Raw genomic sequence first — 12,886 nt, forward strand, 5'->3', positions numbered from 1 at the left:
GCGGCTTCTTTCAGGATTGATTCCCGGTGTTCGGGAGTAAAAACTCGTTTTTCTTTCTTCATTTCCTTAAAGTTAGTGACAAATCCTTTTTAGATTTTGTCTCCAACTATTTAAGGGGCTAAGACAGGCCCGACAAGCAGCGGGCAGTCGCTTTCATCAAGAAAGCCGTCAATTCATTAAGCCAACGGATCTGACGGGTATGCTGGGCGTCAGCCACCAGTTCGCACCCAAGCACGTAATTGGCCTGGATGGTAAGGGCATGCACCGATGGACGAGCGGTCTAACGGATGGTCAATTAGCTCAGATCGGTGGCGCTAACCCGTTACGGGTTCACTTGCAGCGCGCTAACCAGGCGCAAGCCAAGAGCCAGGCTCTGCACTTGTTTTATGTCTGGACGTTGGATACGCTTAGCTACAGCTTGTCCATCGATGGAGACTATTACCGCCATGAAGCAAGCCAACAGGATGAGTTTAGCAACACCTATGTTGCCAGCGGAGCGCCCGATTCTAAATTTGATTCGAGCCAAGATCAATTTCGGTCATCCGCCGTCCGTGCGCTTAAAGTCGATTGGACCCAAAAAACAAGGTTTGCCCTGCTGGAAGCGGGCGTCAAAGCTAGCTATGTCACCAACGCTAGTTTGGTGAGTCTGGATTCGCTGCTAGGCCTCAATCAGCCTCCTTTACCGGGGTATTCGAATGCGTTCACGTATCGCGAGCGGATTCAGGCCGCCTATGTGTCCATTCACAAACCCTTCAAACGGGTAGACCTAAAAACGGGATTGCGCTATGAACATACGGTGGGCTTTGATCCCACGCGTCAGGTGGTCAATCGTCAGTATGGGTATGTTTTTCCATCGGCTTCGCTAACGACCCAATTGGGGGCTCATCAAGTGACATTTTCCTACCGGAGAAGTCTCATCCGGCCCGTGTATATGAATCTAAACCCCTTCACGTACTATACGGATGCCTACAATGAGGTGGCCGGCAATCCAGCACTCAATCCGGCTCTAGCTCATATTGGAGAGCTTAATTATCTGCTCAAAAATACCCGGCTCTTGACGGTCAACTTCATCCAGATGAAGGACGCGACGCTGGATGTATTGGCTTATGATTCGCTGCGGCAAGTTAACCAATCCCGCCCCCAGAGTATTGGCCGACTCCAAACCTGGTACATCGCCACCGGGCAAGCCTTGCAACTGGCCAAGAGTTGGTCTGTCAGCACCGATCTAGCCGCTTTATATAATCACATTGTCGTACCGACTCAGCAAGGACAGTGGAGCTGGACTGCTCAAGTCAGTTCCGACTGGCAATTCAAAAAGGGCTGGTCTGCCTCGTTACTGGCTAAATATGATTCTCCTAGTTTGTATGAACTGTCGCAACTCTATTCATTGGGTACCGTCTCGGTGGGGCTAAAAAAAGTGATTGCTAAAGGAAAAGGCTTTATTGCCTTAAATGGAAACGATCTTTTTTACAGCGACCGATATAAGGCTAGTTATTACTATGGATCGGTCCAACAGGAGACGCTAAGAAAGTGGCAGAGCCGGACTTGGCGAATCACCTTTAACTACACGTTTGGCCGATCAAAGGTTGTTTTAACGAATAAACGAGACACGGACCCGGAAGAAGTAGACCGTCTAAAGTAAGAATGACCGCCAGAAATTAGGCTTGTGTAGCATTAAGTTTTTGCGAAATGGTCCTTCAATTATTCTCAAGAAAACGCTCTTTAATACAAGATAAACGAAACTTCATGCATTGCCGTTGGGGTAATGTAGTTTTGCCGGACAGTATGCCTACGTTCAGGCCTATTTGATAGCCACTGGCTGACGCATACCTGCCGAACCCGTCACGGATTAAACCTGCCACCCGTTCCATGGATCGGCTGGCATGAATAACTCGTAGTGAATTCGCTAATAAAATTAACTGGACACTTACCCAGCATGGCAGTGACCGGAATGAATATAAAGGCTTGAGTTAGCATAGTAATAAAATCAATGCTAGTCATAACTTCGAAATACACTCACTTGCCCCACGCTTCGTTCAACGGTCGGAATGCACTTCTTTGATTGATATCAAGGGACTTATCCAGCGTATTGAAAAGATAATTTATTTAGCCCAGGTGGTGGGTGTCATCAAAAAAACGCTCCGTGAAAAGTTAAAAAGTTCGAACCTATTCACCGCCCGTTTGTTTACTTGCAATAAAAAATGCACAATGATAAACGCGCCCATTTTCAAGGTGAAAGCCGCCCGACCGGCTGCTTTTTATCTCTTAATTGTGCTTCTGGTGGTACTTGGTGTGGGTGGTATACAGGGTGGAGGCCAATTGATTCTGGATCCAAGTGGAAGGACACTTGGCGTATCTTCCTCTATTTTAACCGATTTGCCCGGGGGAAGTTTCTTGGGCCCCGGTCTGTTTATTGTGTCCATGTTTGGACTGGCTCCCTTTTACCTGGCTTATTGCTTATGGGTCAAACTAAAATCGCCTATGGCCGAGCAGGTATTAAAAGGGTGTGGCTATCATTGGGCTTGGGCGGCCTCTGTAGGTTTAGGGGTGTTATTACTCCTGTGGACGGGGGCAATTGTATGGCTGATCGGCTACCGCATTTTATACCAGGCCATTGATGGACTGATGGCTTTGGTCCTGCTCAACTTATTGAGTCTGCCATCGATACGGCTATATATGATAGAATCCTAGTCTCTATCTATTTACAGTTAGCTTTTCCGAATTCATTCGCAGTCTGTTTGTTGCTCGCGAAAATCAATGAAGAGGCTTAAACGGGTAAAACGGGTAACATGGCGGATTTCCCTGAACAGGCTCAGCGAGTTCGTGTAAATTTATGAATGGATGCGGGCATCAAAACAAGCCCGCATACGCTTTTGGCATAGCGCTCAGAGGCTTGATGCGAATGTTTCGGTAAAAAACTTCAGCCGCTTCACTCTGTAACTGGATTTTACCCTGCCTCATGGCAACTTCCTGGCCATCGGGCTTGATATAACGGGAGTCTTTCAGAACCATCACTACGTGTCCATTGACCAGATGGAGGCTTTTTCCTTCAAAGCAAATCAGCTCTAGTTTGGTCCATTCACCCGCTGGACTTTCGAAATTGGCGGACCGGACGCAGTAGTAATCACCGCTTCCCTTGAATGGGGCGAAGGGTTGTTTTTCATCCGCTACCCGGTTCATAATGCCCTCAGAAGGAAAAGAACGGATATCGATGGCGGAGTTAGCCTGGCACCAGAAATCACCCATATGCCCTTCCATGATCTGAAATTCCTGCGAAAGCATCCAGGATCGCCAATATTCAACACCCGCTTCGCCAATGGAATGATAGAGAATGCCTGAATCGCGCAATTTGCTTTTTCTAGGCTCATGTTTTTTCTCTCCCCACTTCACTTCGAGCATGAGATGGTAATTTTCGTAGGACTTCCGGGTGAACAAGCACCCGTACTGCTCACCGCTGATCCGTAAGACGGGGCCGCTGGGGTCTTTTAAGACGGAAAAAACATGCGTTTCGTCTTTGTTATACCCTATCGGGGGAATCGGTTTGCCCGATGCATCCGTTGGTATCTTTCCATTATAGTCGGATTTGTGGGCGTAGCTGAGATAAGATTCCCACTGGGTTAGGTTCGGGTCCAGTAAGGAAACCCATTCGTCGGATTCATTGTGGGCCGAAAATGAGAAAAACAACGTGATCCCTAAAAAACCGGTCAATATTAGAAGAGCGTATTTCATGGATTGCTTTAGATAACCTACAATACAAGGACAAAGCTAAGTGGGGAGATAATGGATCGAGTTGTAAAAATCCATTCTTTATTGGTAGATTTATAGCTTTAGCGAGCGCATGAAACGGTACATCCTCCATACTCCTTTTAATATCTACCATTTCGAAGCAACAAACTGGATGCATGCGGTCCATACCCACACCTACTTCGAAATCATTTTTATCCTCAAAGGCCGGGGCATTCATCACATCAACGGCAATGCATTTTCCTATACCGAGGGCGATGTGTTTCTTTTAGGACCACAGGATTTCCATGAATTTGCTATTGAGGAACTGACCGAGTTTTGCTTCATTCGTTTCAATGAATCGATCTACAACCATTCCATTGAAGAAAAAGACAGCACCTGGCAGCCGATTATCAAAACCCTGTTGACCACTTCGTCACAGAGTCGTGGCTCTATTGTGCTGGACAACCGGGAGAAGCAGAAACTGCACGCCCTGCTGATGGTATTAGAGGCAGAATATGAACGACATCAGTCACCTCAATTCGTCATTATTCGAGACAGCCTGATGCGGAGTATCCTGATGATTCTGGCTCGAAATCTGTTTGATCAGACAGCGACCAGACCCCTATTGCATCATTCGGTAGAGGCCATTCTTCTCTATATTCGTCAACACATTTACCAGCCTCAAAAACTACGTGTTGAAAGCCTGGCGGATGCATTTCATTATGCACCGGCCTACATCAGCATCTTTTTTAAAAAACAGACCGGCGAATCCTTGAAGCAGTATATCATCAAACACAAAATCAAGCTTATTGAGGCCCGTTTACTGTATAGTCCTTTGACCCTGGCTCAGATTGCGGATGAATTTGGCTATACGGATGAAAGTCATTTTTGTAAGCAATTCAAGAAATATACAGGGGTCACACCATCCGCCCTACGCAACAGAAATGAATAAACCATCATTTGAACTGGTAACTATCCGTTGTCAATCTTTAAAACAACCATGCTGTAACAAATCAGGCCGCTGATGGCTGGAAAACCGTTGTCATAATCCTGCTTGAGCAAGCGAATTCAACGAGTTGGAATTACCACTAATTTTAAAACCGTTAGTGCAATATGTGCTGGTTAAGGGGATGATATATCGCGAGCGCTCCTTCTATTATTTATGTTCAATCACTAACTTGCTTCCGGACTAATTGCATTGAAACAGCAGGTTATTCAACCGTTTACGATCACTTTAGAAATAATTAAGGTTACAAGTCATTTCGATTTTTAAATGCACCGGTTGCATGGGATACCACGTACTAGCTCCTCCTGCTGTTCTTCAACGCCACGTAAGGTATTTCTGGATTTACGAACTGAATAGCCATCATCAGGAGGTGGCCATTGAAAGTTTTGCGGATCGGTACCCCAGGTTGATTTATCAGGATATTGAGAATTTTGCCCCCATCAAAACGGAATCTGGACAGGCGCTCCCGGCCACATACCTCAGTGGGATTGATATTCAGAAGACGACATATACAGTTGGAGGACAATATGCGCACGTTGGCGTAAGTTTTTACCCTCATGCTTTGCATTCGCTTTTTCGTATTGACGCCCATGAGCTGGTTAATGAGTTACCCGATTTGTGTGATTTGCATCCGACAAACTTAAATGATAGGTTAAACATAGCCGCCAATCATTACGAGCGAGTCGTCATTCTTTCGCACTATTTAATAGAAAAGCTCAATAAGCAGGTCACTGTAAACGCGCTAGTTCAGCAGAGCCTGTGGCACGCTCCGATGGAACAGTACTGGTCGGTGCAACAGCTTCTTAAACAGCACAGCGTTTCGGAGCGGCAGTTAGAACGGTTATTCAAACGGTCTGTGGGTGTTTCGCCTAAAACCTACTTGCGACTGACTCGGTTTGAGCAGGCATTGCACCGTTTAAAGGGGATGGTGGTCGATAGTCTGGACATCGTTTGTGACCTTGGCTATTCCGATCACTCACACTTCATTCGGGAGTTCAAAGAGTTCTCGGGTTTTACCCCCAAACAGTTCATTGCAAAAGAAACATTGGGAAGGGACAGCTCTTCCTTCGTGCTGGTAAATTGAACCACTTTTTGTAAAAAACCATGATGTCGGATTTATTCTATTTTGGCCAAAACGGACTCAATACATTTGCCAATCAATTCGGAAAGTGAAGGCGGCTAACCGATTGCCAAAGGGACAATCCGTTTTTAAGCCAACCGATCAGTCTAACGATTATCAATTACAACTTTTGTAGACAACCACTGCGTGCTCGTACAGCAGCAGTTCATTCCTATATAGTTATGAAAATGAGCGTTCAATACCTTACCTGCCTTACGCTGATCATTGGTTTCATGACGGGGTGCCGGAGTTCAGGTCCAAATACTACCAAAATAGAAAAAGGGGAAGTACACGTAGGAACCGTCAGGATTGCGTACGAAAGCCAGGGACCGCGCAAAGCGCCAACGATTCTGTTGATTGCCGGCACGAATTCCCAACTGACATTCTGGCCTGTTGATTTTTGTCAGCAGTTGGTTGACCGGGGTTACCGGGTTATTCGGTTTGATAACCGGGATGTTGGCCTGTCCACCAAGTTTCATCAGGCTGGTCTACCCGATTTTGCGGCTATTGGAAAAGCACTGGCAGAACAGAAAACCCCTCCCTTGCCGTACACCCTCGATGACATGGCCACCGACGCCGTGGGTTTGCTGAAGGCATTGGGTATAAAAAAAGCACATATCGTTGGGGTGTCTATGGGCGGCATGATTGCCCAGCGGGTTGCCTACAACCACCCGGGACATACATTGTCGCTGACCAGTATCATGGCCGGTGGAGGTAAACCAACGTTTCCGTTGGTGGCCAAGACGGACCTTGTCAGTCAAATACCGCCCCCCGGGCCTGCTTCTGATACAGTGGCTTACATTAATCGGGAGATACAGTCGATGAAAATCCTGTCGGGACCCACATATCCCGTAACGGAATCCCAGGCCCGGGAGCGGGTATTGCAGGCGGTTCAACGATCATACTATCCAGATGCTTTACATCGGCACGGTGCCGTTTCCCTGGCGGGCTTCTATGCGGGTCGGCAGGACAAACTTAAGACCATCAACGTTCCTACCCTGGTCATTCATGGTAGTGCAGACCCAATTGTGGTGGTTGAAGCTGGTCGAGATATTGCAGATACGGTACCAGGAGCGGTTTTTCAATTGATTGATGGCATGGGACACGATCTGCCTGAGCAGGTAACGGGTCAGCTAACCAATCTTATCATTAAAAATGCCCAGAAAGCCACACAGTAACCTGGGGATAGGCTTCACATTCACCACAGTCCGAGGGTTATGATACGTTCATCCACCAAATGATTGCTCCCAACTCAACGTCCTACAACTGGGCTGGAGGGCCACATCAAAAATCCCTGTTCTTCGGGCTACCATGCATACGGGATTATTGAGTGGATGGACTTTTTGAAAGGTATTGTACCGGAAATTTTGGTTAGTAAACGGTAAATCCAAAGGAAATAAGTGGTTTGTAGGCAACGGGTCCGATTTCCTACAACGCATATAAACCTTCATCGGCTAATCCCAGCACCTTATCCGAACTGGTACAAGAACATACTATATTTGTAAAGCACCAAACAATGCGGGCAGACTGGTTTGCCCCAGGCCATACCACTATGAACTATCAATTACTAAGGCAGCTACTCAACTATGCCGAGTCGTTTGAGCAGGATATAACCGATCCCGAGCAACAAACGGTAGCCAGCTTTGCCGCCTGGTTGTTGAACGAAACCGCATCAAGACCTAATCCTTCCCTGGAGGGTGATGCTAAGGGAGCCGTATCACCCGATACCCTCATTGGCATAATGGTCTCGTATCTGTACCGCTACACCCGGTTGTACAGCAAAAAAGTCATTGAGGATTCGCCCCTTACGACGCTGGACGACTTTACTTATCTGGTGATACTGCTGAAAAATGAAAATTTGCCCACCAAAACAGAACTAATCGAGCGTAATATTCACGAAAAAACCATGGGCACCGAGGTTCTTCGGCGGTTGCTGGCTCATGGGTTGATAGAACAGTTTGATGATCCCGACGACCGCCGTTCAAAGCGGTTGAAACTAACCGATCGGGGGCGGGAGGTGATGTTTGCCCTTATGCCGAGGATGAGTCAGGTTGCGACACTGGTAGGCGGTAACCTGACACTTACGGAAAAACATCACCTGGTCTACCTGTTGAGCAAGCTACATCACTTTCACAATCCCATCTTTCTCAGTGAGCGCAACGAATCCCTCGACACACTGTTAGAACACATACAAGAAAAAAAATAGTACATTATTGTATAACCTATTTCTTTTTTTAGTGTTATTAGTGCAAAATTACACTATTTGAAATGAGGTTTTTACGATTCTGCATTGTTATACTAGTTTACTTCCCCTTTTTGACCTTCTCCCAATCCCCGTCGACCGGGGTCATTAATGGTCGTATTCGGGATCGTAGCACCCAAGAATTGCTCGTGGGAGTAACGGTGCAGGTCGACAACGCTACCCAGCCAACGGGTCAGCCGATGGGCACCACTTCCGACACCGATGGTCGCTTTCAACTCGCTTTGCCCGTGGGTAGTTACAACCTTCGAGCTACCTACGTTGGCTATCAACCAGCGCAAAAGTTTAATATCGTTGTCTCGTCGGGGAACGCCAACGAAATCAATTTTGAGCTAGATGAAGAAAGCAAGCAGCTAGGGGAAGTGGTTGTCACGACCAACCGTGCAACGGCGGCTGTTTCGACAATCAGTACGCCAAATTCCATTCAGCGGCTGACGACAGAGGAGATCAAGACCAACCCGGGGGGGAATTTTGACATTTCCAAAGTCATTCAGACCTTACCTGGCGTAGGCGGCTCGGTGGGTGGGCTGCGCAATGACATCATTATTCGGGGTGGAGCGCCCAACGAAAATGTGTTTTATCTCGATGGTATTGAGATTCCGGTGATTAACCATTTCCAGACCCAAGGTGGCACGGGTGGCCCACAAGGCATTCTCAACGTCTCCTTTATCGAAGATGTCACGCTGTCTTCGAGCAGTTTTGATGCCCGGTACGACAACGCGCTGGCATCGGTTTTTCAGTTTCGGCAGCGGGAAGGAAATCCGAACCGCCTGCAGGGAAATTTCCGGCTCAGCGGCACGGAAGCGGCCTTGACAGCCGAAGGACCCCTGGCCCGCAATACTACTTTTCTGGCTTCCGCCCGGCGGTCGTATCTTCAGTACTTCTTTCAGCTACTCGATCTACCCATTCGGCCCAATTATTGGGATTTCCAGACCAAAATTACGCACCGTCTGGACAAGAAAACGACTCTGACAGCCATTGGTGTAGGGGCCATTGATGAGTTCCGCTTCGGCGTGCCCCGCCAGACAACGCCCGACAAGGAATTTGTTATCCGGCGGAGTCCCTTGATCAACCAGTGGAATTACACCGGTGGGCTGAATCTCCGGCGGCTGTTGTCAAACGGGTATCTCAATATTGCTTTAAGCCGCAACGCCTTTGACAACGCCCTCGACCGGTTCGAAGATGGACGCACCGGTGATGAATCGGCCCGGGTGCTGCGAACCCGTTCCCGGGAAACGGAAAACAAGCTACGCCTGGATGTCAATCAGTTCATCAACGGTTGGCGTTACGCATTTGGGTTCGTAACCCAGTATGTACAGTTTACCAATGATTTCCAGGCCCGGCTTCGTAATGAGGTACGTGATTCACTGGGCACCGTTTTAACACCCGCTTTGCAGCTGCAATCCGTTTCGGCCATTGGTTTTGCCCGCTTTGGGCTGTTTGGACAGGTGAGTCGCTCGTTTCTGAGCAATCGACTGGGCGTGTCGGCGGGGGTACGGTCTGACGGAAACACCTTTACGGACAAGGGGTTGAACGTATGGCGAACGCTTTCACCCCGCTTATCTTTGAGCTACGCCCTCAATGAGCGCTGGAACCTGAATGCTTCCGTGGGGCGCTATTTTAAAATACCCACTTACACGGTGTTGGGCTTTCGCAATGAGGTAGGCCAACTGGTTAATCGAAACGTCGATTACATTGCTTCCAATCACTTTGTAACCGGGGTTGAATTCCTGCCGAAAACCACGACTCGCTTGACGGTAGAAGGATTTTACAAACAGTATAGCCGCTATCCTGTATCAGTGCGGGATGGCATCTCACTGGCTAATCTGGGCAATAACTTCAACGCCATTGGTAATGAGGCCGTCACGAGCACGGGCCGGGGCCGCGCTTATGGCATGGAAGTGTTTTTTCAGCAAAAGTTAGTCAAAAATCTCTTTGTGGTGGCCTCCTACACCTATGTACGCTCGGAGTTTTCTGGTCTTGATGGAAAATTGCGGCCGTCCGCCTGGGACAACCGGCACCTGTTTTCGGGCCTGCTGGGGCGCAAATTCCGGCGAGGATGGGAGATGGGATTGAAATACCGCTATGCAGGTGGGGCTCCCTACACACCCTTCGACCTGGCGCAATCGCAGCGCAACTTTTTGACATTGGGTGAGGGTGTACTGGACTTCAGTCGGGTAAACACACTTCGGTTACCTGCCTTAAACCAGTTCGATTTTCGGATTGACAAAAAGTGGAACTTCCGAAACAAGACCATCGATCTGTTCTTCGATGTGCAGAACGCTTTGGTGCTGCCCACGCCCGGCTATCCTGAGTTTGTATTGAGCCGCGCCCCCGATGGATCCGGATACCTCACTACGGATGGAAAACCGTTGCAATCTGACGGCCAAAACGGACTTCCCGCGGTGCTAAAGAATGCCGATCCCTTCGTGACACCGACCCTCGGTTTCATTGTGGAATTTTAAAAGAACACCATACAGACTGTTTTTTACCACCAACCTGGCCTAGAAAGTTCGGGTAAGCCAGCCCTCTGAATGGGTGGTGCTAGTGGGTCCATTGCTGGGCCGAATACCCGGTCCGCTAGCTAATTGAGCAGGATAAAGGAAAGAGAAAGTTATGATGGAAAAGCAGCATGAGGAAGAATCCATTACCAGGCTCCGCAGTGAGATTTTAACCTTGCAAACGGCCATTTCGAAAATGGAGCAAAGTACTTATTTTCAGTCGGCCTTTTGTGTTCTTGATACCCTGCAAGCGCACAGAAAACAACTGACCAACCTGAAAAACCGTCGGCGTATTTGCCAGGAGAACCTTCAGGACCTCCTGCTTAAAGCTTGAGGCACAAAATTCAAAAATTGGCGTAAATTGGGAGCCGTTTAAAATGACTGAATTTAAGCAATAAAGACAGAGCGCGATGAAAAATCTTCGCTACGGTTTTTGTAACAAGGCATCCGCTAGCGCCCAATTCCACCGGGGTTTTTATTGTTCTTTCGTCTCGGGCACGATAAAACATTTTTTACTGTTTATCCCCCAAAAACAGACGAACGGACGTGCAAGAAACGAAAGGATTGCTTGACCAGATTAAGCACCATGATAAAGTAGCGATTACGGTGAATGAAAACTGTTTGATCGAACTTCCAGGAGATGCTCTCGACAAGCTACTTCAACCCCACAAGCTATCTTATTACTATTTTGTGTTTATGGATCACGGGTCGGAAACCTTTAAGACAGACCTGGAAGAAGTAACGATCACTGATGGTCAGGTGGTGTTTGGATTACCCAATCAGATTTTTTCTAATCAAACTCCCAAAAAAAAGAACCAGCACTACAAGATAGGATTCGATGAGCGCACCCTAACGATGCTTCCACACGCTTACCCTTTTCTACTCAATCCATTTCATTCAAACGTCATGACGTTTGATCCTGATGCTAAAAAGCGAGTGAAGGCAATTTTTTCCCTCTTGTTTCATCTGCTTCACTCTTCCGGGAAGCGCATCCATGCGGACATTATCCTGGCGCATTTAAACACCTTGCTCACCGAATTCAACAGCGCCTACTTCGAGGGTAAAAATCAGGATACCTGGTTAAATCCAAAGAATGCAAAGTATATCGAATTCAAGCTTGCCGTAGAAAACGACCTGACGGAGCAGCCAAGTGTGGACGCTATTGCCAGTAAGCTGGGAATGACCACCAGCAGCCTTTACACGGTTGTCAAGGCGTCTTCCGGCGTTTCACCCAAAGAGTGGATTACTAACCGGGTCATCCAGGAAGCCCAGCGCCAGCTTCGGTATTCCACCGTTTCGGTGAAGGAACTCGCGTATGACCTGGGATTCAATGACCCCAGTTATTTTTCACGACTCTTCAAAAAAAGAACGGGCAAGAGTGTCAGAGAATTTTCGACAGGCTTGCGGGATTAGTCCTCAGATTAAGGCGATTTGTCCAGCTGCACCGGTTTCTTGCTGCTTACTTTTGCTTGATCACGTTAAAAAAGTTGATTAAGATGAAGTCAGCATTCGTTACAGGCGCCACCAGGGGCATCGGCCTTGAGGTAGCCAAACAACTCTCCAAAAATGGATTTTACGTTTATCTGGGCAGTCGCTCTCTGGATCGCGGTCGATCATTGATTGAAGAACTGAACGCTGTGGGCCTCCGCCATATTGAAGCCATCCAGTTAGATGTCACCGATGAGAAATCGATCCAATCTGCTCGGGAATTGATTGGTTCTAAAACGCCAATCCTGGATGTTCTCATCAATAACGCCGGTATTTCGGGCGATCTGGAACAATCAGCGCTCGGCTCGAGCATTGATCAGTTTAAAGCCGTGTTTGACACCAATTTATTTGGTGTGGCGAGGGTTACACAGGCATTTTATGATTTATTAAAGGAGTCGCCCGAACCCCGTATTGTCAATGTAAGCACGTCTATGGCTTCGCTAAACTTAGCTGCCGATCTTAGCAATAGCGCTTATCCCCCCAGGTATGTTGTGTATCAGTCTTCAAAGGCAGCCCTGAATATGTACACGATCAATCTGGCGTATGAACTTCGGGATACTTCCTTTAAAGTCAATGCCGTATGTCCAGGGTATACCCAGACTGATTTTACAGGATTTCAAGGGAGTAGCACCGTGGAACAGGCCGGGAAACGGATTACGAAATATGCTATGATCGATCAAGATGGGCCAACCGGAAAATTCTTCAGCGAGGAGTATTTTCCCGAACCGGCAACGTGCCCTTGGTGAAAGCGTCAAGGATCGCGTCTATTTTTAATCGTCCCATGC

Annotated in this window: 11 protein-coding genes; 10 read left to right on the top strand and 1 reads right to left on the bottom strand. The window is 47.8% G+C overall.

Going from position 1 to position 12,886, the window contains the following annotated elements; genetic code table 11:
* Nucleotides 1-199: 199 nt before the first annotated feature.
* Entirely contained in the window at nt 200-1,642 is a 1,443-nt protein-coding gene (locus ACYVH9_RS25255) for an outer membrane beta-barrel family protein (protein ID WP_460639206.1), read from the top strand.
* 416 nt (nt 1,643-2,058) lie between these two features.
* Complete coding sequence (locus ACYVH9_RS25260; protein WP_460639207.1) at nt 2,059-2,691, top strand: hypothetical protein; 633 nt, start codon at nt 2,059-2,061, stop codon at nt 2,689-2,691.
* Between the two features lie 159 nt (nt 2,692-2,850).
* Here ACYVH9_RS25260 and ACYVH9_RS25265 read toward each other — a convergent pair whose 3' ends face one another.
* On the bottom strand, nt 2,851-3,729 hold the full coding sequence (locus ACYVH9_RS25265; protein ID WP_460639208.1) for a 3-keto-disaccharide hydrolase: 879 nt from the start codon (nt 3,727-3,729) through the stop codon (nt 2,851-2,853).
* Nucleotides 3,730-3,838: 109 nt separating this feature from the next.
* On the opposite strand from ACYVH9_RS25265, the gene ACYVH9_RS25270 reads away from it, so the two are divergent.
* The 8 genes from ACYVH9_RS25270 to ACYVH9_RS25305 all read left to right on the top strand — a co-directional run bounded on the left by ACYVH9_RS25270 (nt 3,839) and on the right by ACYVH9_RS25305 (nt 12,847).
* On the top strand, nt 3,839-4,678 hold the full coding sequence (locus ACYVH9_RS25270; protein ID WP_460639209.1) for a helix-turn-helix transcriptional regulator: 840 nt from the start codon (nt 3,839-3,841) through the stop codon (nt 4,676-4,678).
* A 334-nt stretch (nt 4,679-5,012) separates the two neighbouring features.
* A complete protein-coding gene (locus ACYVH9_RS25275) occupies nt 5,013-5,816 on the top strand; it encodes a helix-turn-helix transcriptional regulator (RefSeq protein WP_460639210.1) in 804 nt (267 codons plus the stop codon).
* Nucleotides 5,817-6,034: 218 nt separating this feature from the next.
* Nucleotides 6,035-7,030 carry an alpha/beta fold hydrolase gene (locus tag ACYVH9_RS25280; protein ID WP_460639211.1) on the top strand — a complete coding sequence of 332 codons (996 nt, stop codon included), beginning with the start codon at nt 6,035-6,037 and terminating at the stop codon, nt 7,028-7,030.
* 374 nt (nt 7,031-7,404) lie between these two features.
* Nucleotides 7,405-8,058 carry a MarR family winged helix-turn-helix transcriptional regulator gene (locus ACYVH9_RS25285; RefSeq protein ID WP_460639212.1) on the top strand — a complete coding sequence of 218 codons (654 nt, stop codon included), beginning with the start codon at nt 7,405-7,407 and terminating at the stop codon, nt 8,056-8,058.
* A 62-nt stretch (nt 8,059-8,120) separates the two neighbouring features.
* Nucleotides 8,121-10,577 (top strand): TonB-dependent receptor, encoded by a 2,457-nt coding sequence (locus ACYVH9_RS25290; protein WP_460639213.1) that lies wholly within the window; start codon nt 8,121-8,123, stop codon nt 10,575-10,577.
* A 154-nt stretch (nt 10,578-10,731) separates the two neighbouring features.
* On the top strand, nt 10,732-10,947 hold the full coding sequence (locus ACYVH9_RS25295) for a hypothetical protein (RefSeq protein ID WP_460639214.1): 216 nt from the start codon (nt 10,732-10,734) through the stop codon (nt 10,945-10,947).
* Nucleotides 10,948-11,159: 212 nt separating this feature from the next.
* Nucleotides 11,160-12,026 (top strand): helix-turn-helix domain-containing protein, encoded by an 867-nt coding sequence (locus ACYVH9_RS25300; RefSeq protein ID WP_460639215.1) that lies wholly within the window; start codon nt 11,160-11,162, stop codon nt 12,024-12,026.
* Between the two features lie 83 nt (nt 12,027-12,109).
* On the top strand, nt 12,110-12,847 hold the full coding sequence (locus ACYVH9_RS25305; RefSeq protein ID WP_460639216.1) for an SDR family oxidoreductase: 738 nt from the start codon (nt 12,110-12,112) through the stop codon (nt 12,845-12,847).
* The last annotated feature ends 39 nt before the right edge of the window (nt 12,848-12,886 follow it).

This window comes from Larkinella harenae (genome assembly GCF_054780515.1).

Excerpts from the sequence above, each read along its gene's own strand:
- ACYVH9_RS25255 (WP_460639206.1), top strand. The coding sequence starts at position 200 with ATGCTGGGCGTCAGCCACCAGTTCGCACCCAAGCACGTAATTGGCCTG.
- ACYVH9_RS25265 (WP_460639208.1), bottom strand. The coding sequence starts at position 3,729 with ATGAAATACGCTCTTCTAATATTGACCGGTTTTTTAGGGATCACGTTG.
- ACYVH9_RS25270 (WP_460639209.1), top strand. The coding sequence starts at position 3,839 with ATGAAACGGTACATCCTCCATACTCCTTTTAATATCTACCATTTCGAA.
- ACYVH9_RS25275 (WP_460639210.1), top strand. The coding sequence starts at position 5,013 with ATGGGATACCACGTACTAGCTCCTCCTGCTGTTCTTCAACGCCACGTA.
- ACYVH9_RS25280 (WP_460639211.1), top strand. The coding sequence starts at position 6,035 with ATGAAAATGAGCGTTCAATACCTTACCTGCCTTACGCTGATCATTGGT.
- ACYVH9_RS25285 (WP_460639212.1), top strand. The coding sequence starts at position 7,405 with ATGAACTATCAATTACTAAGGCAGCTACTCAACTATGCCGAGTCGTTT.
- ACYVH9_RS25290 (WP_460639213.1), top strand. The coding sequence starts at position 8,121 with ATGAGGTTTTTACGATTCTGCATTGTTATACTAGTTTACTTCCCCTTT.
- ACYVH9_RS25295 (WP_460639214.1), top strand. The coding sequence starts at position 10,732 with ATGGAAAAGCAGCATGAGGAAGAATCCATTACCAGGCTCCGCAGTGAG.
- ACYVH9_RS25305 (WP_460639216.1), top strand. The coding sequence starts at position 12,110 with ATGAAGTCAGCATTCGTTACAGGCGCCACCAGGGGCATCGGCCTTGAG.